This is a genomic window from Acinetobacter sp. YH12211, assembly GCF_013418015.1.
Taxonomy (GTDB): Bacteria; Pseudomonadota; Gammaproteobacteria; order Pseudomonadales; family Moraxellaceae; genus Acinetobacter; species Acinetobacter towneri.
Genome location: NZ_VPCW01000008.1, coordinates 72,641 through 94,964 on the forward strand (window position 1 = coordinate 72,641; position 22,324 = coordinate 94,964).

Genomic DNA, 22,324 nt, shown 5'->3' on the forward strand with positions numbered 1-22,324 from the left:
AACATGAAGCAGTCCTTATTTCAGACCTTTTGGCAAGCTGCTGTTGATCTAATGGCTGATATTTTTCGCTATATGAATAGGGGCTTATCTTGTCTGCTCGCAAGTCTACTTTTATTGTGTTCGCTAAGCCTACACGCAGAAGCACCTTTACTCCCACCCGAACAAGCCTTTCAGTTTAGCGTTGAATCGGTCAATCCCCAACAAGCCGAACTGCGCTGGAACATGCCTGAACAGTATTATTTGTATCAGCATCAATTTAAGGTTGAGCATGGACAGCAAATACTGGCTTTAGAGTTGCCTCCCGCAGAAGATGTTTATGATGAAAACTATGGACATACTCAGGTTTATTATCAACAAGTCAGTTTTAAAATTCCCACGCAGGCTGCACAGCGCTATCAAGTGAGCTGGCAAGGTTGTGCGCAAGATCGACTTTGTTATCCACCACAGCGCATTGAATTTCAGACAGACAGCACTGGTTTGGTGATTTTAGACAATCAAAGCGCAGCACAAAAAAATCTGTGGGGTGGACACAGTAACCCAACCCAGAATGTGTTTTCGACAACTCAGACCAACTCCACGCTAGCATCTTCAACAAGTCCTGCAGCAGCACAACCCATCACAGCACAAGATCAAATATGGTCAGAAAAACTGGCACAAAGTTCGTTTGCCTATGGCTTGCTGCTGTTTTTGGGTTTAGGGGTTTTATTGGCCTTTACCCCATGCTCCTTGCCGATGCTACCGATTTTGACCTCCTTGTTGGTGCGTGAACATAAAGGTGTCAAAGCGTGGACGATTGCACTGGTCTTTGTCTGTAGCATGGCAATGGTCTATGCCATATTGGGTTTAATTGCGTCATCCGCAGGTTTGAATTTTCAGCGCTGGTTGCAGCAACCTGCTACTTTAATTGCCTTTAGTTTACTGTTTGTGTTGTTTGCCTTAAATTTGTTTGGACTGTTTGAGATCAAGTTACCACGTGCTTGGGTCAATCGACTCGATCAGGCGCAATCTATGCAAAAAGGCGGCAATTTGGCAGGTGCTGCACTCATGGGCATGTTGTCGGCACTTTTGGTCGGCCCATGCATGACTGCGCCATTGGCAGGGGCGTTATTGTTTATTTCACAAACCCAAAGTCAGATGCAGGGGGCGTTGCTGCTATTTACGCTCGGGTTTGGCATGGGTACGCCGTTATTGTTGGCCAGTGTGCTTGGGGCAAAAGCTTTGCCACGCGCAGGTTTGTGGATGCATCAAGTCAAAGTGCTGTTTGCCTTTATTATGTTGGTATTGGCATTGTATTTTATTCGTCCGTTATTGGGTGAAGCATGGATGCAATGGCTTAGTTTGGCACTTGGAGTGGGTTTTGTCGGCTATGTGCTGCATCGTTTGAGTGGCTATCATGGTACGCTGCGGGCGATTTATCTGAGTGCGTTATTGGTGGTGGTGCCGTATCTGATTTATAACCAATATCAACACAGCCAGCGTTTTTGGCAGCAGGAAAACGATGCGGTTTTAGAATGGCACCGTGCAACGACTGCAACGGAATTACAACAGTTACTTGCCCAAGCTCCGAAAAATCAGCGCATAATTATAGATGTCTATGCCGATTGGTGTGTGGCGTGCCGTCCGATTGAACAGCAGGTATTGACATCCTCCACCGTGAAACAGGCACTTGCAGAATTTTATTTAATTAAACTCGATTTAAGCCATTACGATGCCAGTCATCAAGCCTTGTTGAATCAATGGGAAATTTTAGGGCCACCTACCTTTTTATTTTTGGATGCACAACAACAAGAAATTCGCAGTCTGCGTTTAACAGGTGCATTTAACGAGAGCACTTTGTTAAATCAACTGCAGCAACTTCAAACCACACAGGAGTCATCGTCATGATGCAGCTGTATATTGCCAATAAAAATTATTCGAGCTGGTCGATGCGCCCGTGGTTGGTACTGAAGGCGTTTGACTTGGCTTTTGAAGAAATACAACTGAACTTTCCCTGCGAGCGTGGCGAGGGCGATTTTAAACAACGTGTCCTAGAAATTAACCCCAATGGTAAAGTGCCTGCCTTGTTAGATCAGGGCATGTTGATTTGGGATTCTCTCGCCATTTGTGAATACTTGGCAGAGCAATATCCTGAACAGGCACTTTGGCCGCGTGATGTACAGCAACGCGCTTGGGCGCGTAGCATCAGCGCAGAAATGCACAGTGGTTTTACCGATTTACGCAGTTTATGTGGCATGAATATTCGCGCCAATTTAGCAGAAGTGGGTACAAAATTATGGCAAGAACATTCGGGTTTAAGGCAGGATGTGGCACGCATTGAACACATATGGTCGGCACGTCCTGCAGCAGATGGTTTCTTGTGTGGTGAATTTAGCATTGCCGATGCGTTTTATGCTCCTGTGGTGACGCGTTTTATGACTTATGCCTTGCCTGTAAGTGCCAACAGCCAACACTATATGCAGCGGGTGATGCAGCATCCTGCTATGCGCGCTTGGGTACACGCCGCATCACAAGAAGCAATGTGGGTCAATTATTTAGAGCCTTATCAAAAACCAGCAAAATGACTTGGAAAAAGCAGGATTAGGAAAAATACTGCGGAAGTTTTTGTGCGGTAAAGTGGTCTTTTTTGTTCCAAAAATAAAACATAGTGTCTTAGTTTTCCCAATTATTCTATTTACGCTGCACGATTAAAATAGCGTTATTAAATGAATACAAGATTGGAACATCCCCATGAAAATTTTACACATCGACTCGAGTATTTTAGGTGAAAACTCAGTTTCACGTCAGTTAAGCCAAGCGATTGTGCAACAATTGACTGCAAAAAATAGCAATGCACAGGTCGATTATTTAGATTTGGCACAACAGCCGATTCCGCACTTAACTGCCGAAATTTTAATGGGGCAGGATGCAGAACAAGCGGCTTTGGGTGAAAAAATCATCCAGCAATATATTGATGCCGATGTCGTGGTGGTGGGTGCAGCCATGTATAACTTTGGTTTGACTTCAACCTTAAAAGCATGGATTGACCGCATTAGCGTGGCGGGAAGAACCTTTAAATATACCGAGCAAGGGCCTGTAGGTTTAGCGGGTGAGAAAAAAGCCTATATCGCCAGCAGCCGTGGCGGTGTGTATGGTGATAATAGCCCTGCCGATTTTCAGGAAGATTTCTTGAAAACCATCTTCAACTTTACAGGGGTGAATGATGTAGAAATTATTCGCGCTGAAGGGGTGAGTATGTCGGAATTTAAAGACCAAGCTGTTGCCAATGCGATGCAAAAAATTCAGGCGATTTAACCCACTATTTCAATAAAAAAAGCTCAGTGCCTTGAGGGTGCTGAGCTTTTTTTATATAGATGGATCGGCTAAAAGGGTTGGTTAGCAAAGCCTTGTTATGGTTGAACTTAGCTCTGATCTTGCCGATGTGCAAACTCTGCTAAATCTGCCAATGCACGTTTGGCTTCTTCAAACCACGGTGAAAACATTTGAAAATTGTGCCACATACCCGTGTAGAGTTTGTAATGCACTTCTACGCCTGCCTGTTCGGCTTTTTCTTTAAAACGTGTTGCATCATCCAGCAAAATTTCTTTAGAGCCAATTTGTACTAAAACTGGTGGTAATTCGTGTAAATCATCAAACAATGGCGAAATTTGCGGGTCTGCCCGATCAAGTTCAGGCGGTACATAGTAATCAATGCCTGTTTCCAGCGTTTCAATTGACAGCAGGGCATCATGCTTGCTGTTATAACGCAAGGATTCACTGGTGAGGGTTAAATCTAAAAATGGTGACAGCAGCATTAAGCCACTCACTTGCGGCAATTGCTCATCACGTATTTTTAAAGCTAGCGCCAACGCTAAATTTGCACCGCAAGAATCTCCTGACAAAATAATATCTTTGGCGTGTATACCTTGCGCCAACAGACTTTGATAGACATCAAACACGGCTTCCAAAGCATGTGGAAAAGGATGCTCAGGTGCAAGCGGATAATCGACATGAATCACTTGCATTTGGGTGCGTGCCGCAACTTGACTCAAAAATGCTCGATGGGTATTTAACGAACCCAGAAAAAAAGCCCCGCCATGAATATGAAAAATGAGCTGTGTTGCAGCATTCTGTGGTTTTAATTCTTCGGCATGCAGACCTGCTAAACGCAGCGCGCGTACCTGCACCGACTTTTGCATGGGAAATAAACGGCACATTTGTTCTAGTGCAAAACGTACAGAATTGGGGGGTAAATTAAATTGGCTTGGTTTGCGAATGGTGTTTTTTAAAAACTGCTCTGTAATAATTTGTTTCCACATGGGGTTAATCTTCATGATTTTTCCATCTTGTTCTTTATTTGATCGGATATTTGTGTATTTACCAACATAATTTACAAGGGTACACTAAACGGTCACATTCAAAAATTGCAAATTTGTTGTGACTTTTTAATAATAAAGTTGTCTGATAGTAGACCAGGGAAACAAAACAATGAAAAAAATTGCACTTGCATTCGGGCTGTTAGGTTTAAGCGCTTTGGCCAATGCTGCAGATCCGCTTAACGGCACAGTTTGGAAAACAATTGACGACAAAACCAAACAACCCAAAGCCACGGTAAGATTTACTGAGCAAAAAAATGGAACTTTAACCGCAAGCATTCAGTCAATTTTAACGCCTGGTGAAGAAAATGCCTGTACAAAATGTGAAGGTCCGTATCACAACAAATCACTCAAAGGTTTGACCATTGTTCGCGGTCTGAAAAATACAGGCGGCACGAGCTACGATGGTGGTTCAATTCTTGACCCGCAAACAGGTAAAACCTACAAGCTAAAAGGTAAACTTGCCGATGGTGGTAAGAAACTGGAATTGCGTGGTTTCATTGGTGTAGCGGCATTGGGTCGTAACCAAACATGGATTCGTGCGAACTAAGCATGTATTCCACCTGTGCAGTTGAAATCATATTGCACAGGATATAAAAAAACCTGCTCCATGTGAGCAGGTTTTTTATTGGTATTTTTTTAAACTTAACCTAAAGCACGATAAGCCGCTTCATCAAAACCCGCAATAAAGCCTGATTCAGTTTTTAAGACAGGACGTTTAATTAAACTGGTGTGAGTGCAAAGTGCTTCAATTAAGTTGGCTTCACTGGCCAAAGCAGCTTGCTGTTCTGCTTCGCTGAGTTTGCGCCAAGTGGTGCCTTTTTTATTCAGTACTACATCTTGCCCAAGCGCATCTAACCAACTTTTGACAGTGTCGGCATCGATCCCTTGTTTTTTATAATCGTGAAACTCATAACTTAGCCCCAATTCATTGAGTAAATCGAAGGCTTTTTTCATTGAATTGCAGTTCTTAATCCCATAAATTTTTAACATATTTTTTTCACGTTAATATCATCAAACTGGCTATAGCCTAGCCCAAAACAGCGCTAAGTGCTAGAAACTTGCAGTGAACAATGATTGGCTGTTTAAATGGTATGTGTCATCAATACGTCATACCGATGTCACCAAATTGACACTTGATCGCTCTAAAATGGGACGCATAAACAGAAAAAAATGAAAAACTTGATAAGAACAGACTCTAGTGAAAATAAAAAATACAGTGAAGAACAACAGTAACAGCGCAAAACAGAAAATAAGATGATAAAAAGAGAAAACCCGCATTTAATCATCCTGATTATGCGGGTCTCATTTTAACGTCCATTGTTACATCCTTGAAACTAACCAAAACCAGTTAGTTTATTTTCCATCCTTCGGCTTCCAATCCTTTTGTGTCATCCTGACTGTCCCTTTGCCGTTATGCAATAATGCGCTGAATCGACTTGAAGATAAATACACAAAGTCGACAGATTATGTGCGAATTGAACCTCAGTTGAGTGAACAATTGTTCACTCATATAGGCTGTGAAATTTGTGTGAATATTAGATCTTATAATCAATAATCACAGGGGCATGGTCACTAAACCATTCGTCTTTATACACCCAAGCATTGACAGTGCGTGCTTTCCAGTCGGGTGAGCAAGCATGATAATCAATCCGCCAACCAACGTTCTTGGCACGGGCTTGCCCGCGATTTGACCACCAAGAATACAGCTCCGCTTCATGGCGCACTTCACGGAAGGTATCAACATAGCCCAAATCATTGTAAATATGATCTAACCATGCACGTTCATGCGGCAAACAACCTGAAGACTTTTGGTTGCCCGACCAGTTTTTAATATCAATGCGCTTATGCACAATGTTGTAATCGCCACAGACAATGATCGATTTATTGTCTTCACGCCACTGTTTTAGAATTTTTTGATACTCTTCTAAAAAGTGATCTTTCCGCATTTGCGCTTCTTCACCCGAAGAGCCAGAAGGCAAATACAGTGAACAGATGTAAATTGGGTGATCCAGTCCTACATCAAATTCAGCACTGATAAAGCGACCCTGAGAATCGGCCAATTCAAAGCCTAAACCATTTTGCACAGAAACAAAGGGCAAACGGCTATAAATGGCTGTTCCTGCGTAACCTGCACGTTCTGCAGGGAAAAGATGCGTGTGCCAGCCTTCTGGCTTAAATTTATCGGTCCATTGGGCGTGTGTGATGCGGCTTTCCTGCATGCAAATCACGTCTGCTTCAGACTTTTCCAACCATTCGAGTAAGCCTTTGCTTACCGATGAACGCAACCCATTGACGTTAATTGAAACCACTCGAAGAATTTTTTGATCACTCGGATAGCTACTCTTTGGTATCATGCTCAGGTCTTACCTCAATGTATTAATTTGGAGCACCTCATGACATCGCCAGCTCAATTTAACCCGCAAGCTTTTATCGAACTCGCCTTATCACGTGGTGTGCTTAAATTTGGTGAGTTTACTTTAAAATCGGGTCGTGTGAGTCCTTATTTTTTTAATGCAGGTTTGTTGAATGACGGCGAGGCCTTATCGTTATTGGCTTCGGGCTATGCAGATCAACTCATGCAATGCAAAAACGTAGATGTTATTTTCGGGCCTGCCTATAAAGGTATTCCATTTGTGGCAGCTACAGCAGTGGCTTTATCACAAAATCATGGCGTAAGTGTGCCGTGGGGTTTTAACCGTAAAGAAGCCAAAGACCATGGTGAAGGTGGTGTGTTGGTGGGTGCTGCGGTTGAAGGCAAAAAAGTCTGGATTATTGATGATGTGATCACTGCGGGTACGGCTATTCGTGAAGTGGTGACTATTTTGAAAAATGCAGGCGCACAAATTGCGGGCGTATTGGTGGCTTTAGACCGTCAAGAAAAAGGTCAGGGCGATTTGTCAGCCATTCAGGAAGTGCAAAAAGAGTTGGAAATTCCTGTGCATGCTTTAATTACTATGAAAGATTTAATGAATTATTTGGATGCCAAAGGTGAAAAAGATGCCTTGGCGAAAATGGAAGCGTACCGTGTAAAGTATGGGATTTAAGTCTTATCAATTCTCTTTAATGATAATATTGAGCGTTGATTAATAATTTAGCGCGGAACGTAACAAGTTTATAAAAAGCCCAGATCTGTAGGTTTGGGCTTTTTTTGTATGCAGGGGACTGAATTATGTGGAATAATTTTCGTGATGTGTTAAAGGTGTATGATGTCGATTTTAGAATAGCTTATTCTTAAAAATATTATGAGCGATGTCTTTCAATGAAAAATAAAGAATATATTAATCAGTATTTAGATAATACTTGTGATCTTGTCATTCAACACCTTAAAAATATAATGGTATTTCAAGCTAATATTCAAAAGTCTTGGGGATATCACTCCAGATTTATAGAGAGATTAGTTCATCCAGAAGATGAATTAATTTTTAAGGGATACTCTAATCCTGTTTTTCAAAATTTACCTGTGGGCTCTATTCCTGCAAGAAAAGAACACATCGTACCTATGTCTTATCTTTTCAATGGTTTATGGGGTTTAATAAAAACCGATCAATTATCAAATCAAGAATTATCAACGATTCTCAAACGAAATTTAGGCATAGCTTATATTACTCATGACGAGCAAAAAAAATTAGATTCCAAGACATGTGGCTTAAAAAACAAAATGCCTGATGGATGGTGTTTAAAAACAGGGGATCCATTAGATCGTTTAAAAGCTGCTGATATTGAACTTGTAGATGAGTTTGGGGCGCCCATACTATCTTTAATTTGACGGTGTCAGCACAATTATCATCTAAGAAAATATACTTAAATTTTCGATTTAACATAATCGTGGTCGTTATACGAAAGCCCCGCTTCATGGGTCGTTTGATTATCTTTTTAACCTAAAATCTCTTATCCAAAACCCACTCCAATTCCTCCTCACACTTCTTACACTCCAGCATCACCCCCAACTTTTCCTTGCGCCCTTGCTCTGTGATTACCCACGGGCGGTTTTGCCACGGTGGATTATGCCGCACATGCTGCCCATGACCGCAGGCCAAATCTGCGACCCAATCATTTTCTTCATCTAAATGAAAACCAATAATCGCTTGTTGCATCGCATACTCCTAAGTGCATGATGATCGTGGATAAAGCGTTACGAAAATTGCAGCAAAACCAAAGCCAAACTCCGCTATACTTTTGCTTATTCAATTCTTCAAAAGAGCACCGAAATATGCGCGTACTTGTTGTGATGGATCCCATCGAAAGTGTCAATTTGAAAAAAGACTCAACCATGGCGATGTTATGGGCGGCAAGCCGTCGTGGGCATACCTTGGGCTATGCATTACAGCAAGACTTATATATTGATCAGGGCAAGGCATTTGGTCTGATTGCATCGCTCAAAGTCTTTGAAGATTATAACCATTATTACGAATTGGGCGAAAAACGCAAAGAATCCTTAGCTGATTATGATGTCATTCTCATGCGTAAAGACCCGCCTTTTGACATGAATTTCGTTTATACCACATATATTTTAGAGCAAGCTGAACGCGAAGGCGCATGGATCATCAACAAGCCGCAAAGCCTGCGTGACTGTAATGAAAAGCTGTTTGCGACTCAATTCCCAGAACTACAAGATCCGACATTGGTCACTTCACAACAAAGCCTGATTCGTGAATTTATTCAGCAACATGGTGATGTGATCGTTAAACCGCTCGATGGCATGGGCGGCATGGGAATTTTCCGTTTGTACCAAGATGGGGTCAATATTGGCTCAACCATTGAAATTCTGACCAACAACGGCACTCAGCCAATCATGGCGCAGCGCTATATTCCAGAAATTGTAGATGGTGATAAACGCATCCTCATGGTTAATGGTGAGCCTGTGCCTTATTGTTTGGCACGAATTCCACAAAATGGCGAAGTGCGTGGCAACTTAGCTGCAGGTGGTTTAGGCGAAGCACGTCCATTGACTGAAAACGACAAAGCCATTGCCGCCAAAGTCGGGCCATTTTTACGTGAAAAAGGCTTGGTTTTTGTCGGATTAGATGTGATTGGCAACTATGTCACTGAAATCAACGTGACCAGTCCAACGTGTATTCGTGAAATTGATGCACAGTTTGGTACATCCATTGCCGATGATTTATTTACCGTACTTGAAGCAGGTCGTCCCAACTAAGTTTGGGCTTTATGCTCACTGTATCAATACAAAAGCCGTTTTCTATTTGAAAGCGGCCTTGTTTTTAGAGACGTGGATACAAAAAACAACTTAAACACTTTGCAAAATAGATCAATCAAAGCAGGTAAAATTGAATAAAACTTAACATTTTCCGTAGATTAATAATAAAACTAGTTTAAACTTGAAAATCTGTAGAAAAAAACAATCAAGCACTTGGTGAAAAAAAGTAAATAACCTTTCAAGCCCATGCGTTTGTGATTACAATTGATAGCTTATACAAGATTTTTATTTGCCTTATTTTGAGTTGAAGAATTAAACCGTGACTGACGCACAGCAACAACAGCCTAAACATGTCATGATGATGGCCGCAGGTACAGGTGGACATGTTTTTCCCGCTTTGGCCGTCGCAAAACAATTACAGCAACAAGGGATTCAAGTGTCATGGTTGGCGACCCCAACGGGCATGGAAAATCGTCTGCTTAAAAATCATAATATCCCAATTTACCAAATTAATATTCAAGGTGTACGTGGCAACGGTTTGATCCGTAAACTGGCTGCACCATTTAAAATTTTAGGCGCAACGCTCAGTGCTGTGCGTTACATGAAGCAATTAAAAGTTGATGCTGTTGCAGGTTTTGGTGGTTATGTGGCAGGGCCAGGTGGCTTGGCAGCACGTGCTTTGGGTATTCCTGTGCTGATTCACGAACAAAATGCAGTTGCGGGTTTTACCAACACTCAATTGTCACGTGTGGCAAAAACCGTGTGTCAGGCTTTCCCAAATACCTTTCCAAACAGTAACAAAATTGTCACCACAGGCAACCCTGTTCGTGAAGAAATCACTGCGACCTTAAGCCCTGCATGGCGCTATCAGGAACGTGAAAAAGCAGGCTTGCCAATTCGTATTTTAATTGTGGGTGGTTCACTAGGTGCACAAGCCTTAAATGAATGTGTACCTGAAGCGTTAAAGCAACTAAATGTCGCTTTAGATGTTTATCATCAATGTGGGCAAAACCATGCCGAAGCGACGCAGGCACGTTATGCACACAAGCCTGACCATTTACAGGTTGAGGTACAGCCTTTTATTGAAGATATGGCCAAAGCCTATAGTGATGCCGATTTAATTATTTGTCGTGCGGGCGCACTCACGGTAACCGAGGTCGCGACTGCAGGTGTTGCAGCAGTATTTGTACCATTGCCTAGTGCGGTGGATGATCACCAAACTGCCAATGCCAAGTTTTTAGCCGATCTTGGTGCAGCAAAAATCTGTCCGCAAGCCAGCATGACACCTGAAAGTTTAACAACATTATTAACCCCGTTAATGAATCGTCAATTGTTGTCTGAAATGGCGGTCAAAGCCCGTCAGCAGGCGCAGCCTGATGCAACTCAACACGTGGTTCGTCTTATTCAAGCATTGTTCGAGTAAAATATGTCTCCATCTACACCCGCTGATCAAGCGAAAAAATTAATCAAAGTGCCTGAAATGCGCCGTATCAAACACATTCATTTTGTGGGTATTGGTGGCGCGGGGATGTGTGGTATTGCCGAAGTCTTGAAAAACCAAGGCTATAAAGTGTCGGGTTCAGACATCAAAGCTTCAAAAACCACAGCGCAATTAGAAGAAAACGGCATCAAGGTTTATATTGGGCATGCGGCAGAGAATATTAAAGGCGCCAATGTGTTGGTGGTGTCTACTGCAATTGACCCAGAAAACCCAGAAATTAAAACAGCAATTGACACCCGTATTCCTGTGGTGCGTCGTGCTGAAATGCTGGGCGAGTTGATGCGTTACCGTCATGGTATTGCAGTCGCGGGTACACATGGTAAAACCACCACTACCAGTTTAATCACCTGTATGTTGGCCGAAGAAAACATGGATCCAACTTACGTGATTGGTGGTTTGCTAAACCGTACTGGGGTCAATGCAGCATTGGGTGCTAGCCGTTATATCGTGGCAGAAGCCGATGAATCTGATGCATCGTTCTTATTCCTAGAGCCAATGGCGGCTGTGGTGACCAATATTGATGCCGACCACATGGACACCTATGGTGGTAGTTTCGATACCTTAAAAGATACCTTTATTCAATTTTTGCACAAACTGCCATTCTACGGTTTGGCTGTGGTGTGTGGTGATGATGCCAATATTCGTGAAATCATGCCGCGTATCGGGCGCCCTGTATTGACCTATGGTTTTAATGAAGACAACGATATTCGTGCCGTTGATGTTGATCAAGACGGTATGCGCACACACTTTACTGTACTGCGTAAAGACCGCGAACCGTTACGCGTGACGGTGAATCAACCGGGGCTGCATAACGTATTGAATGCCTTGGCTGCAATTGGAATTGCCACCGATGAAGGCGTTTCTGATGGTGCAATTTGCCGTGCTTTAGAAGGCTTTAGCGGTGTCGGTCGTCGTTTCCAAGTACAAGGTGAGTTTGCGGTAGCAGACGGCAATGTGAAATTGGTAGATGACTACGGACATCACCCGAAAGAAGTGGAAGCCACCATTAAAGCTGCGCGTCAAAGTCATCCTGATCGCCGTTTGGTGATGTTGTTCCAGCCACACCGTTTTAGTCGCACCCGTGACTGTTTTGATGACTTTGTGGAAGTGTTGTCACAAGTCGATCAATTGTTATTGCTCGATGTTTATCCTGCGGGTGAAAAACCAATTGTTGGCGCAGATAGCCGTACTTTGGCACGCAGTATTCGTTTGCGTGGTCAGGTTGAGCCAATTTTGGTCGATCCAAATGACGGCAACCTACCGAATATTGTGAAACAAGTGTTACAGGCCAATGACTTGTTATTGACCCAAGGTGCAGGTAATGTGGGGGCGATTTCAATCGAGCTTGCACAAAACCATTTATATTTAAAATAATCACAACCTGTGATGTTTGAATTTGATCGACCAGTTTAAAGTTTAAGGATATAAACGTGTCAAATGCTTCAAAGTTCGGCAAAGTTGCCGTGTTATTGGGTGGAAAATCTGCTGAGCGTGAGGTTTCTCTAGACAGCGGTCAAGCAGTACTCGAAGCACTGCTACGTTCTGGGGTCAATGCAGAAGCATTTGATCCACAAACACGTAGCGTGACCGAATTGGTCAATTATGATCGTGCCTTTATTGTGTTACACGGGCGCGGTGGTGAAGATGGTCAAATTCAAGGTGTTTTGGAATGGTTGAATATTCCATACACGGGTACGGGCGTGCAAGGTTCAGCCATTGGCATGGACAAAGTGAAGACCAAGCAAATTTGGCAAGGTTCTGACTTGCCAACTGCGCCATATCGTATTGTTAGCAAAGATTCCAATATTGAAGACGTGGTTGCCGAATTGGGTTTACCACTCATCATCAAGCCTGTACATGAAGGTTCAAGTATTGGCATGAGCAAAGTCGAAAAAGTAGAAGACTTTGCCGATGCTGTAGCGAAAGCAACTGCACATGACGCTATTGTTATGGCTGAAAAATGGATTACAGGACGTGAATTTACCATCGTGCTGTTAAATGGTCAGGCTTTACCGATTATTCGTTTAGAACCACCGAAAGATGTGGCGTTCTATGATTATGAAGCCAAATATCAACGTAATGATGTGCAATACGGTATTCCGTGTGGTTTAAGCACTGCCGAAGAGCAACAGTTACAAGCTTTGGCATTACGTGCCTTCCAAGCCGTGGGTGCAAGTGGCTGGGGTCGTATTGATGCCATGCAAGATGAGAACGGCAATTTCTGGCTATTGGAAGTGAATACCGTGCCGGGAATGACCAGCCACTCTTTAGTTCCGAAAGCGGCAAATGCAGTCGGCTATAGTTTTGATGAGCTGTGTGTGGCAATTTTGGCACAAACCCTTACAGGTGAAGCACACTAAATATGGCTCAACTTCCTGCATCCTTGCGCCGTAAACGGGCAGCGATTACCTCGATTCATGACAAACCGCCAACAGCCAAAGAAAAGCTGATTCATTTTGGCGGTTGGGTAATGCTGTGCGTTGCGGTGCTCGTGTTGGCAGTGGGTGCGTACGGGCTATACAAAGTCATGACCGATGCACAAATTGCCAAGCTAGATGTAGTGGGTACACGTTCAGATGCGGAACACCGCCAAGTGATGACGCATGTGAACCCTGTAATGACCAAGAACTATTTCACCTCTGACCTAGAGCAAATCCGCGATACCGCTTTGGAGTTGTCTTGGGTAGATCGAGTGGTGGTTTCACGTGCGTGGCCGAATGCTATTCGTGTGCGGGTTATGCCGCGTCATCCAATTGCACGTTGGGGGACAGGTCGTTTGCTCAGTGACAGCGGTGAAGTCTTTACCGAGGTCACGCCACAAAATAATCAACATTTACCGTTATTACACGGGCCAACGCATCAATCTAAAATGATGATGCGTCGTTATAATGAAATTAACCAATTATTCTTACCCGTCAACGATCGTTTAAAAGAACTATATTTAACAGAACGTATGACGTGGTTTATGCAGTTTGATTCAGGTCTACGTGTTATTGTAGATAAAGATCAAACCATGAGTAAGCTGCAGCGCTTGGGGCATCTTGCACAAAGTGATTTGAAACCTGTATGGTCTAAAATATCCGCCATCGATTTGCGTTATCGCAATGGTTTAGCCATTCAATGGAAAAACTCAATTCCGCCAAAAATTGCAAATGGTCACTTTGTTGTAACGATTGATGACACAAGCATTGCAGAGGGAATAAGAGCAAAGCCATAATATTGGGCTTTAAAAAAATAGAGGCATTAAGCCATAAATTAAACATACTGGTAATGGTAGTGAATAAATGAGTGAAGCTGTTCCCTCGGTTGTTGCGATTGACATTGGGACGCACAAAGTTTCAGTTTTGATTGCTAAGGTCCATGCGCCAGACAATATCCAAGTCATTGGTATGGCCACCGCACGTAATCGAGGCATGAGTAAAGGAAAAATTGTCAGTCTCGATAAAGTGATTACTGCAATTAAAAATGCCGTGCAAGAAGCAGAAGATATGGCGGAATGCCGTGTGCATTCGGCATGGATTTCTATTCCTAGTGCAGAACTAAAAAGCTTTTATGCTTCAGGTCGCACACCTATTGAAAGTAGTGATCACACCATTACCACCAGTGAAGTGGTACGCGCATTGGACTTGGCCAAAGCCAGTCACCTCACCTCAGACCATTATTTGGTGAGCGCAGTACCACTCGGTTTCGATTTAGATGATTCGGGTGAATGGGTACAAAACCCAATTCGTATGTCAGCACATAGCATGACGGGGCATTATCAATTGATGATGTTGCCTATTAGCACCATGCAGAATTTAGACCGTGCTTTAAAAGGTGCCAATATTGGTGTCGAAAAAATGGTGGTGTCAAATTTAGCCACTGCAGAAGCCAGTCTGCTTAAAGATGAAAAAGAATATGGTGTGTGTCTGGTAGATATTGGCGCAGGTACGACCAGTATTGCAGTTTATTTAGATGGACGTTTGGCCTTGGCACACACTTTGCAGCGTGGTGGTGAGCATGTCACCCGCGATATTGCAGCGGTGTTACAAACCACAACTGAAGAAGCTGAACGGATTAAGCTATTGTATGGCTGTGTAGATATGAAAGTGGTCAAACCTGATCACATGATTCAGATTCAGGGCATTGATGGGCCGCAAACCATTAGCCGTATTGAACTGGCGGAAATTATTATTGCGCGTTATGAAGAAATCTTTGCACAAATTCGTCAGGAACTCGAAAAGAGCGGTGCCATTCATGGTTTATATCATGGTGTGGTTTTGGCGGGTGATGCCTCACAAATTGAAGGCATGATCAGCTTGGTACGTCGTATGTTGGGTGTTTCGGCACACTTGGGGAATCATCCTTCACAAGTTTATGCCGATGAACCGCATCAGGCCGCCTTACGCCGTTCACAATATGCAACAGCTTCAGGCTTATTGCTTTATAGTCAAAACTATACTCAAGACACGATTGTAGAACATGAAGACCCTGAAACCTTATCGGTTTGGGGGCGTGTCGGACGGGCATGGTCTGGCTTGAACGAAAAGTTAAAATCTATTTTTTAGTTGAGTTTTTTGGGAATATTGTTAGGAAGTTGTACGGATCATCACTGGTACTTGACAAGCCAGAAGTTGAACAGCATTCTTAAAAATAATTTTTATGAAGATCAAGGCAGTATACGGGCTTAAGTGACTGCCAATAACGTATTAGGAAATCTAAAGGTCATGGCCTCATTTGAATTTATAGATGATCAAACCGATAGCAACGGTCAAGCCCGTTTCACTGTGTTTGGTGTGGGTGGTGCAGGTGGTAACGCTGTGCAGCACATGCTTGAGTCGGATATTCAGGGTGTAAAATTTGTTTGTGCCAATACGGACAAACAAGCATTGGATCGCATGAATTCGCAATTCAAAATCCAGTTAGGTGAGCAAAGCACACGTGGTTTAGGCGCGGGCGGTGATCCTCAAGTGGGTCAAACTGCAGCGGAAGAAAGCCGCGAGCTGATCTGTCAGCAACTTGAAGGCACAGACATGGTGTTTGTGACTGCAGGGATGGGCGGTGGTACAGGTACAGGTGCTGCGCCAGTTGTGGCTGAAATTGCCAAAGAAATGGGCATTTTGACTGTTGGTGTGGTGACTACGCCATTTAACTTTGAGGGTAAGCGTCGCTTACTTTCTGCGGAAAAAGGGATTGCGGCATTAGAACAGCATGTAGACTCTTTAATCATTATTCCAAACCAGCGTTTAATGAAAGTTTACCGCGACATTTCAATGAAAGATGCGTATAAAAAAGCCGATGACGTTTTGTTGAACGGTGTACGCAGTATTTTTGATTTGGTGGTACGTCCAGGTCACATCAACCTAGACTTTGCTGACTTGAAAACTGCGATGAGTACGCGCGGTTATGCGATGATGGGTGTTGGTTCAGGTCGTGGTGAAAACCGTGCGCGTCAAGCGGCTGAACAAGCGATTCGTAGCCCATTGCTCGATAGCGTAACCATTGCCAATGCCAAAGGCTTGTTGATTAACGTAACGGGTGGTGATGATGTGACCTTCGGTGAAATCGAAGAGATCATGGACGTGATTCATCAACTTTCAGATACCGAACAAACCCAAGTATTCTACGGTACGGTATTTGATCCTGAAGCGCGTGACGAAATTAGCGTGACTGTTATTGCTACTGGTTTAGCGCGTAACACAGGCGATACACCAGAGCCTGCAAAACGCACCGTGACACAAACCACTTCTGCAGCACCAACAGCGGCAGTAGAAGAAGATGATGTGCCTGCAATTCAGCGTCAGCAGGCAGAAACTGCGCCTGCAATTAGTGCGACAACAACATCAGGCTCTGCGCGTCCAACGCCAATGAGTATTCAAGACTATTTGAAAAATCAGCAGCGTAAATAAGCCAAGATCCTCAATTTCATTGTGTGATCGGGAAAAGGCAGTTTTAAACTGCCTTTTTTGTTTTTTATCAATGGCTAAATATGCTAACGTATAGCGGTTTTAAAATTTAGATGAATTGAGAACATGCTGAAACAACGTACCCTACAACGTGTCGTCAAGGCGAGCGGTATTGGTCTGCACAGTGGTCAAAAAGTATTGATCAACTTTGTGCCGCATCATGCCGATGGGGGAATTGTGTTTCGTCGTATCGATTTAAATCCGCCTGTCGATATTCCAGCCGATGCCATGCTGATTCAAGAAGCATTTATGTGCTCGAATTTGGTTCAGGATAATGCCAAAGTTGGCACTATTGAGCATGTTATGAGTGCAATTGCAGGGTTGGGCATTGATAACTTGATTATTGAAGTATCTGCCTCTGAAGTGCCCATTATGGACGGCAGTGCAGGGCCTTTTATTTATTTGTTGATGCAGGGTGGTTTAAAAGAACAGGATGCTGCGAAAAAGTTCATCAAAATTTTAAAACCTGTAGAAGCTTTAATTGACGATAAACGTGCGGTGTTCAGTCCGCATGAAGGTTTTCAGCTCAATTTCACCATCGACTTTGATCATCCTGCCTTTAAAAAAGAATATCAGTCTGCCACCATCGATTTTTCTACAGAAACCTTTGTCTATGAAGTCAGTGGCGCACGTACTTTTGGCTTTATGAAAGATTTGGACTATTTAAAAGCCAATAATTTGGCTTTGGGTGCGAGTTTAGATAATGCCATTGGGGTAGATGATACAGGCGTGGTCAATGAAGAAGGTTTGCGCTTCTCGGACGAGTTTGTACGGCATAAAATTTTAGATGCTGTGGGGGATTTGTACTTGCTTGGACATCAAATTATTGCCAAGTTTGATGGTTATAAATCAGGACATGCCTTAAATAATCAGTTATTACGCAATGTTCAGAGCGATCCAAGCAGTTATGAAATTGTAACATTTGATGACATAAATTCTTGCCCGATCACTTTTGTGCATGTGACATAAGTCATTGTCTTTTCTTACTACGTTATAATGTAACAACAATAATATGTGAATTTCATCACAAATTTGAGCACGAGTTTTTGGTGTTTTCTGCAAACAATTATTTTTTATTGCTTGCCAAACGTAACAAAGCTTGGCTAAGCTTAGGGTCGCTCACAAAGTCAGCAGCACCTCGTAACATATCTTGAGTTTCTGGACTAAGTGTTCTTAAAGGCTTTTCGCTTTTTGGGGGCGTTTGAGATTCAACTCTTAAACGAACTTGAATTTTTTGTATGTCTTTCAGTTCATGCAGTTGTGACAGTTGAGTAATGTATTGCTTTTGCAAATAAGCAAGTTGACTGACCATCGCTTGATTCGTTCCAGTAATGGTTAAGACACCTTGTTGATAACAAACCACCTGCCATTGCTCTGGTTGCGGCAGTAAAGGTTGAATAAGTTTGCCAAGTTTCTGCCATGCAGCAACTTGGGTTGAGAGAAACGTTAGGTTTCCTGTTTTTATGTGTTTTCTTGTTTGTTGAAAGAGATTCACAGGTTCGGACATACATCATTCCTTCATGTTTATGCCCTAATCTTATGCGCTCCTTTCAGTAGATATCAAGGAAGAGATCACAAGGAACTTCAAGTAAGAACAGTTAAGAGGTTTTTTTATGCATTCGCGCCGTATTTTATTAGCGTTTTCACTGGCAGCTTCGGCAGCATCTGTCGCATTTGCTGATTTAGTTGAGTTAGATTCTCAAAATTCATCGACTGATCGTATTGAGCAATTAACCCGCACCTTGTCACAAGGTTCTTATACAGAAACACAAGACATTGATGTTCCTGCACAAACGCAGATGACCGTTAAGCTTCGTGAAAAGACTACAGAATTAAACAATGCGTCTTTAGCAAAAAAATACGGTACCAATACCAGCACCCGTTTTGCTTCTTCAAATCCTTATGCTTGGTTAGTGTCACATCCATTACCAAATGCACGTATTAGCTCGAACTATGGCGGTCGTGTCATGAGTGGTCGTGCTGAAAACCATTCTGGCTTAGACCTTGCTGCACCAAGCGGTACTCCAATTTATGCGACTGGCCCAGGTATTGTGACCAAGTCAGGCTGGGGCACAGGTTATGGTCAATATGTAGAAATTAACCACGGTAATGGTTATATCACGCGCTACGCACACGCTTCACGTTTAATTGCACGTGTGGGTGACCGTGTAGATGCAGGCGAACATATTGCCAACGTGGGTTGTACAGGTCGTTGTACAGGTCCTCACTTACATTATGAAGTAGTGAAAGATGGTCAACGTAAGAACCCTTCTACCTATTTAGCAATGTTGCCGTAATGTTTTGGCTAGAAATTCATGCTCTAGCCACACTCACTGTAAACTACACGCGAACTACAAATTAAAACATGAAATTAAAGCGGCAAAGGTCGCTTTTCTTTATACTCACGTTTTAGCTTTTAGCGAAATCTAGTGAGACATTTCAGACATCAACTTATCACCTAAAAAAATAATAACACGCAGTATCTGCTTTATTGTATAAAAAACCGCCTAAATTGGCGGTTTTTTGTTATTTGCTGTAAGAAAGTGTCAATCACTATTTATTTTCTAAATAGTATGCAGGATACGCATTTAAGATTAGCCATATCTACTAAAGTCTAAATTATGATACATATAAAGCATACGATTAGGCTTAGGAATAGTGAATTATGGCGTTTTACGGTGATACGGACTCACAAGAAACCCAAGAATGGCAAGACGCCTTTGATGCTGTGTTACAACATATGGGTACTGAACGGGCAGCATTTTTACTCGAAAAACTGTACCAACGTGCAATTGCAAAGCATGTACCCATTCAGCGATTAAATACTCCTTACCTCAATACCATTTCAGTGGAAGAACAACCTGCCATGCCGGGCGATCAGGATATGGAGCGTCGTATTCGCGCCCTGATTCGCTGGAATGCGTTGGCAATGGTATTGCGTGCCAATAAAACAGGTGATGATTTAGGTGGTCACCTTGCAAGTTTCGCATCTTCAGCCACATTATATGATGTTGGTTTTAACCATTTCTTCCGTGCCAATAGTGATCATTTTGGCGGTGATATGATCTACTACCAAGGTCACTGTGCACCCGGTATTTATGCTCGTTCATTTTTAGAAGGGCGTTTAACCGAAGATCAATTGAATAATTTCCGCCGTGAAGTGGGCGGTAACGGTTTACCTAGCTATCCACATCCTTATTTAATGCCTGACTATTGGCAGTTCCCAACGGTATCGATGGGTCTGGGTCCAATCATGTCAATTTATCAGGCACATATTCAAAAATATTTAATGAACCGCGGTTTAATTAAAGAAGAAGACCGTAAAGTCTGGGCATATCTAGGCGATGGTGAAATGGATGAGCCAGAAAGTTTGGGTGCAATTTCACTGGCAGGTCGTGAAAAGCTAGATAACCTGATTTGGGTGGTGAACTGTAACTTACAGCGTTTAGATGGCCCTGTACGCGGTAACGGTAAAATCATTCAAGAACTTGAGTCGTTATTCCGTGGCGCAGGTTGGCGCGTGATTAAAGTGGTCTGGGGGCGTCATTGGGATGCTTTATTGGACAAAGACGACACAGGTGCATTAAGAGCCATCATGGAAGAAGCGGTGGATGGCGATTATCAGCGCTTGCAAGTGAAAGGCGGTGCATACGCCCGTGAGAAATTCTTTGGTAAATATCCTGAAGCCAAAGAATTAGTCAAAGATTTAAGCGATGAAGATATTGATAATCTGAACCGTGGTGGTCACGACCCGTACAAAGTATTTGCGGCGTATGCAGAAGCGACCAAAGCTAAAGGTCAGCCAACGGTCATTTTAGCCAAAACCGTCAAAGGTTATGGTTTGTCTGATGAAATTGAAGCGGTGAACAAAACCCACCAAATCAAAAAAATGCAGTTGGATTCTTTAAAATATGTACGTGACCGCTTCAACTTGCCATTTAGCGATGAGCAACTTGAAGAAGTGCCGTTCTATCGTCCAAGTGAAAATTCGCCTGAATTGAAATATATGAAAGCGCGTCGCGAAGCGTTGGGTGGTTATTTGCCTGCGCGTCGTAAAGACAGCGAAGCTTTACAAATTCCTGAATTATCAGTTTTCGATTCAGTCTTGGCAGGTTCAGGTGGCAAAGAACAATCGACCACTATGGTGATGGTGCGTTTGATTTCTGCCCTGCTCAAAGAAAAAGCCATTAAAGACCGTGTGGTACCCATTGTACCCGATGAAGCACGTACTTTCGGTTTAGAAGGCATGTTCCGTCAACTGGGTATTTATGCCGCACATGGGCAAAAATACACCCCTGAAGACCAAGAACAATTGATGCATTATCGTGAAGCCAAAGACGGTCACATGCTGCAAGAAGGCATTAACGAAGCAGGTGCAATGAGTGCTTGGGCAGCTTTGGGTACCAGTTATTCGACCAATAACTTACCAATGATCCCAATGTATATGTATTACTCCATGTTTGGTTTCCAACGTATTGGGGATATTGCATGGGCGGCAGGTGATGCACAGGCGCAAGGTTTCTTGTTGGGTGCCACTGCAGGACGTACCACACTCAATGGTGAAGGCTTGCAACACCAAGATGGTCACTCGCATATTTTAGCCAATACCATTCCAAACTGTGTGTCTTATGACCCATGTTTTGGTTATGAGCTTGCCGTGATTGTGCATGATGGTTTGCAGCGCATGTATGTCAATCAGGAGCGCGTGTTCTATTACCTCACTGTAATGAATGAAAACTACGAGCATCCTGAAATGCCACAAGGTGTGGAAGAAGGCATTAAGCGCGGTATGTATTTGCTGCAGGAAGATGAAAAAGCCACGGTTCAATTGCTGGGTTCAGGCGTGATTTTGCGTGAAGTCATCAAAGCGGCGAAAATCTTGCGTGAAGAGTATCAAATTCACTCGAATGTCTACAGTGTGACCAGTTTTAATGAGTTGGCGCGTGATGGTATGGCGTGTGAAGAATACAACCGTTTGCATCCATTGGCTGAAGAAAGCAAAGAGCCGTGGATCTCACAACAGTTACGTGGCAAGGATGGCATTGTCGTGTCTGCTACCGATCACATGCGCGCCTATAGCGAGCAAATTCGCGGTTACTTGCCAGACAATCGTCCATTTGTTGCCTTAGGTACCGATGGTTATGGTCGTTCCGATACCCGCGGTAACTTGCGTAGCTACTTTGGGGTCGATGCAGCACATATTGTGGTAGCCACCTTGAAAAAACTGGCTGATGAAGGCGAAGTCGATGCGCGTTTGGTCAAAGATGCAATCTCGACATTTGAGTTAGATACAGATCGTCCTGTCGCGTGGGCACCGCAAGCGGTTCCTGAAGTACAAGCGGTTGCTGACTACAAAGAGGAGCACTGA

21 protein-coding genes are annotated in these 22,324 nt (G+C 43.2%); 16 read left to right on the forward strand and 5 right to left on the reverse strand.

Translation table 11 applies throughout. The annotated features are described in order from the left end of the window. Positions 1-72: 72 nt before the first annotated feature. The 3 genes from dsbD (at position 73) to FTU98_RS06345 (ending at position 3,291) form a co-directional block, all read left to right on the forward strand. The gene (gene dsbD, locus FTU98_RS06335; protein ID WP_373885874.1) at positions 73-1,884 is read left to right on the forward strand and encodes a protein-disulfide reductase DsbD; all 1,812 of its coding nucleotides are present in this window, start codon (positions 73-75) and stop codon (positions 1,882-1,884) included. Then, positions 1,881-2,561 (forward strand): glutathione S-transferase family protein, encoded by a 681-nt coding sequence (locus FTU98_RS06340; protein WP_131261214.1) that lies wholly within the window; start codon positions 1,881-1,883, stop codon positions 2,559-2,561. Before dsbD ends, FTU98_RS06340 begins: the two co-directional genes overlap by 4 nt. Before the next feature lie 166 nt (positions 2,562-2,727). Then, positions 2,728-3,291, forward strand: coding sequence for an FMN-dependent NADH-azoreductase (locus tag FTU98_RS06345; RefSeq protein WP_096901633.1), 564 nt, complete (start codon positions 2,728-2,730; stop codon positions 3,289-3,291). A gap of 107 nt (positions 3,292-3,398) precedes the next feature. Here the strand turns inward: FTU98_RS06345 and FTU98_RS06350 are convergent, their stop codons facing one another. Then, a complete protein-coding gene (locus FTU98_RS06350) occupies positions 3,399-4,310 on the reverse strand; it encodes an alpha/beta hydrolase (RefSeq protein ID WP_180050749.1) in 912 nt (303 codons plus the stop codon). A 154-nt stretch (positions 4,311-4,464) separates the two neighbouring features. On the opposite strand from FTU98_RS06350, the gene FTU98_RS06355 reads away from it, so the two are divergent. Beyond that, positions 4,465-4,902 (forward strand): DUF2147 domain-containing protein, encoded by a 438-nt coding sequence (locus FTU98_RS06355; RefSeq protein WP_004974208.1) that lies wholly within the window; start codon positions 4,465-4,467, stop codon positions 4,900-4,902. Between the two features lie 95 nt (positions 4,903-4,997). On the opposite strand, the gene FTU98_RS06360 is transcribed toward FTU98_RS06355, so the two are convergent. Both FTU98_RS06360 and FTU98_RS06365 read right to left on the reverse strand, forming a co-directional pair. After that, positions 4,998-5,345 (reverse strand): Spx/MgsR family RNA polymerase-binding regulatory protein, encoded by a 348-nt coding sequence (locus tag FTU98_RS06360; protein WP_026438350.1) that lies wholly within the window; start codon positions 5,343-5,345, stop codon positions 4,998-5,000. Between the two features lie 545 nt (positions 5,346-5,890). After that, the gene (locus tag FTU98_RS06365) at positions 5,891-6,709 is read right to left on the reverse strand and encodes an exodeoxyribonuclease III (protein WP_179988755.1); all 819 of its coding nucleotides are present in this window, start codon (positions 6,707-6,709) and stop codon (positions 5,891-5,893) included. A gap of 39 nt (positions 6,710-6,748) precedes the next feature. Here FTU98_RS06365 and pyrE point away from each other — a divergent pair, with 39 nt between their 5' ends. Next, positions 6,749-7,399: an orotate phosphoribosyltransferase gene (gene pyrE, locus FTU98_RS06370; RefSeq protein WP_096901637.1), complete on the forward strand. Its 651-nt coding sequence runs from the start codon at positions 6,749-6,751 to the stop codon at positions 7,397-7,399. A gap of 215 nt (positions 7,400-7,614) precedes the next feature. Continuing rightward, positions 7,615-8,121 (forward strand): hypothetical protein, encoded by a 507-nt coding sequence (locus FTU98_RS06375; RefSeq protein ID WP_096901639.1) that lies wholly within the window; start codon positions 7,615-7,617, stop codon positions 8,119-8,121. A gap of 112 nt (positions 8,122-8,233) precedes the next feature. Here the strand turns inward: FTU98_RS06375 and FTU98_RS06380 are convergent, their stop codons facing one another. Then, entirely contained in the window at positions 8,234-8,449 is a 216-nt protein-coding gene (locus tag FTU98_RS06380) for a DUF3565 domain-containing protein (RefSeq protein ID WP_096901642.1), read from the reverse strand. Between the two features lie 116 nt (positions 8,450-8,565). Here FTU98_RS06380 and gshB point away from each other — a divergent pair, with 116 nt between their 5' ends. From gshB to lpxC, 8 genes are all read left to right on the forward strand, one after another. Continuing rightward, the gene (gene gshB / locus FTU98_RS06385; RefSeq protein ID WP_180050752.1) at positions 8,566-9,510 is read left to right on the forward strand and encodes a glutathione synthase; all 945 of its coding nucleotides are present in this window, start codon (positions 8,566-8,568) and stop codon (positions 9,508-9,510) included. A gap of 319 nt (positions 9,511-9,829) precedes the next feature. Beyond that, a complete protein-coding gene (gene murG / locus FTU98_RS06390; protein ID WP_004974229.1) occupies positions 9,830-10,933 on the forward strand; it encodes an undecaprenyldiphospho-muramoylpentapeptide beta-N-acetylglucosaminyltransferase in 1,104 nt (367 codons plus the stop codon). Positions 10,934-10,936: 3 nt separating this feature from the next. Continuing rightward, positions 10,937-12,385: a UDP-N-acetylmuramate--L-alanine ligase gene (gene murC, locus FTU98_RS06395; RefSeq protein WP_096901645.1), complete on the forward strand. Its 1,449-nt coding sequence runs from the start codon at positions 10,937-10,939 to the stop codon at positions 12,383-12,385. A gap of 56 nt (positions 12,386-12,441) precedes the next feature. Next, positions 12,442-13,371: a D-alanine--D-alanine ligase gene (locus FTU98_RS06400; protein ID WP_004974232.1), complete on the forward strand. Its 930-nt coding sequence runs from the start codon at positions 12,442-12,444 to the stop codon at positions 13,369-13,371. Positions 13,372-13,373: 2 nt separating this feature from the next. Next, positions 13,374-14,228: a cell division protein FtsQ/DivIB gene (locus FTU98_RS06405; protein WP_004974235.1), complete on the forward strand. Its 855-nt coding sequence runs from the start codon at positions 13,374-13,376 to the stop codon at positions 14,226-14,228. A gap of 67 nt (positions 14,229-14,295) precedes the next feature. Then, positions 14,296-15,558: a cell division protein FtsA gene (gene ftsA, locus FTU98_RS06410; RefSeq protein WP_004974236.1), complete on the forward strand. Its 1,263-nt coding sequence runs from the start codon at positions 14,296-14,298 to the stop codon at positions 15,556-15,558. 159 nt (positions 15,559-15,717) lie between these two features. After that, complete coding sequence (ftsZ, locus tag FTU98_RS06415) at positions 15,718-16,899, forward strand: cell division protein FtsZ (RefSeq protein ID WP_004974238.1); 1,182 nt, start codon at positions 15,718-15,720, stop codon at positions 16,897-16,899. Between the two features lie 123 nt (positions 16,900-17,022). Continuing rightward, on the forward strand, positions 17,023-17,925 hold the full coding sequence (gene lpxC, locus FTU98_RS06420; RefSeq protein WP_004974240.1) for a UDP-3-O-acyl-N-acetylglucosamine deacetylase: 903 nt from the start codon (positions 17,023-17,025) through the stop codon (positions 17,923-17,925). Positions 17,926-18,022: 97 nt separating this feature from the next. On the opposite strand, the gene FTU98_RS06425 is transcribed toward lpxC, so the two are convergent. Then, the gene (locus FTU98_RS06425; RefSeq protein ID WP_004974242.1) at positions 18,023-18,463 is read right to left on the reverse strand and encodes a DciA family protein; all 441 of its coding nucleotides are present in this window, start codon (positions 18,461-18,463) and stop codon (positions 18,023-18,025) included. Between the two features lie 106 nt (positions 18,464-18,569). Between FTU98_RS06425 and FTU98_RS06430 the strand changes: the two genes are divergently transcribed. Both FTU98_RS06430 and aceE read left to right on the forward strand, forming a co-directional pair. Beyond that, positions 18,570-19,253, forward strand: coding sequence for a M23 family metallopeptidase (locus FTU98_RS06430; protein ID WP_004974246.1), 684 nt, complete (start codon positions 18,570-18,572; stop codon positions 19,251-19,253). 368 nt (positions 19,254-19,621) lie between these two features. Beyond that, positions 19,622-22,324: a pyruvate dehydrogenase (acetyl-transferring), homodimeric type gene (gene aceE, locus FTU98_RS06435; RefSeq protein WP_004974248.1), complete on the forward strand. Its 2,703-nt coding sequence runs from the start codon at positions 19,622-19,624 to the stop codon at positions 22,322-22,324.

What these genes read in the sequence shown, in the direction of transcription:
- FTU98_RS06380 (WP_096901642.1), bottom strand. Translation starts at nt 8,449, where the DNA reads ATGCAACAAGCGATTATTGGTTTTCATTTAGATGAAGAAAATGATTGG.
- pyrE (WP_096901637.1), top strand. Translation starts at nt 6,749, where the DNA reads ATGACATCGCCAGCTCAATTTAACCCGCAAGCTTTTATCGAACTCGCC.
- ftsZ (WP_004974238.1), top strand. Translation starts at nt 15,718, where the DNA reads ATGGCCTCATTTGAATTTATAGATGATCAAACCGATAGCAACGGTCAA.
- dsbD (WP_373885874.1), top strand. Translation starts at nt 73, where the DNA reads ATGAATAGGGGCTTATCTTGTCTGCTCGCAAGTCTACTTTTATTGTGT.
- FTU98_RS06430 (WP_004974246.1), top strand. Translation starts at nt 18,570, where the DNA reads ATGCATTCGCGCCGTATTTTATTAGCGTTTTCACTGGCAGCTTCGGCA.
- ftsA (WP_004974236.1), top strand. Translation starts at nt 14,296, where the DNA reads ATGAGTGAAGCTGTTCCCTCGGTTGTTGCGATTGACATTGGGACGCAC.
- FTU98_RS06360 (WP_026438350.1), bottom strand. Translation starts at nt 5,345, where the DNA reads ATGTTAAAAATTTATGGGATTAAGAACTGCAATTCAATGAAAAAAGCC.
- FTU98_RS06340 (WP_131261214.1), top strand. Translation starts at nt 1,881, where the DNA reads ATGATGCAGCTGTATATTGCCAATAAAAATTATTCGAGCTGGTCGATG.
- aceE (WP_004974248.1), top strand. Translation starts at nt 19,622, where the DNA reads ATGGCGTTTTACGGTGATACGGACTCACAAGAAACCCAAGAATGGCAA.
- FTU98_RS06345 (WP_096901633.1), top strand. Translation starts at nt 2,728, where the DNA reads ATGAAAATTTTACACATCGACTCGAGTATTTTAGGTGAAAACTCAGTT.
- FTU98_RS06350 (WP_180050749.1), bottom strand. Translation starts at nt 4,310, where the DNA reads ATGAAGATTAACCCCATGTGGAAACAAATTATTACAGAGCAGTTTTTA.
- FTU98_RS06425 (WP_004974242.1), bottom strand. Translation starts at nt 18,463, where the DNA reads ATGTCCGAACCTGTGAATCTCTTTCAACAAACAAGAAAACACATAAAA.
- FTU98_RS06375 (WP_096901639.1), top strand. Translation starts at nt 7,615, where the DNA reads ATGAAAAATAAAGAATATATTAATCAGTATTTAGATAATACTTGTGAT.
- murC (WP_096901645.1), top strand. Translation starts at nt 10,937, where the DNA reads ATGTCTCCATCTACACCCGCTGATCAAGCGAAAAAATTAATCAAAGTG.
- FTU98_RS06355 (WP_004974208.1), top strand. Translation starts at nt 4,465, where the DNA reads ATGAAAAAAATTGCACTTGCATTCGGGCTGTTAGGTTTAAGCGCTTTG.
- FTU98_RS06365 (WP_179988755.1), bottom strand. Translation starts at nt 6,709, where the DNA reads ATGATACCAAAGAGTAGCTATCCGAGTGATCAAAAAATTCTTCGAGTG.
- gshB (WP_180050752.1), top strand. Translation starts at nt 8,566, where the DNA reads ATGCGCGTACTTGTTGTGATGGATCCCATCGAAAGTGTCAATTTGAAA.
- lpxC (WP_004974240.1), top strand. Translation starts at nt 17,023, where the DNA reads ATGCTGAAACAACGTACCCTACAACGTGTCGTCAAGGCGAGCGGTATT.
- FTU98_RS06405 (WP_004974235.1), top strand. Translation starts at nt 13,374, where the DNA reads ATGGCTCAACTTCCTGCATCCTTGCGCCGTAAACGGGCAGCGATTACC.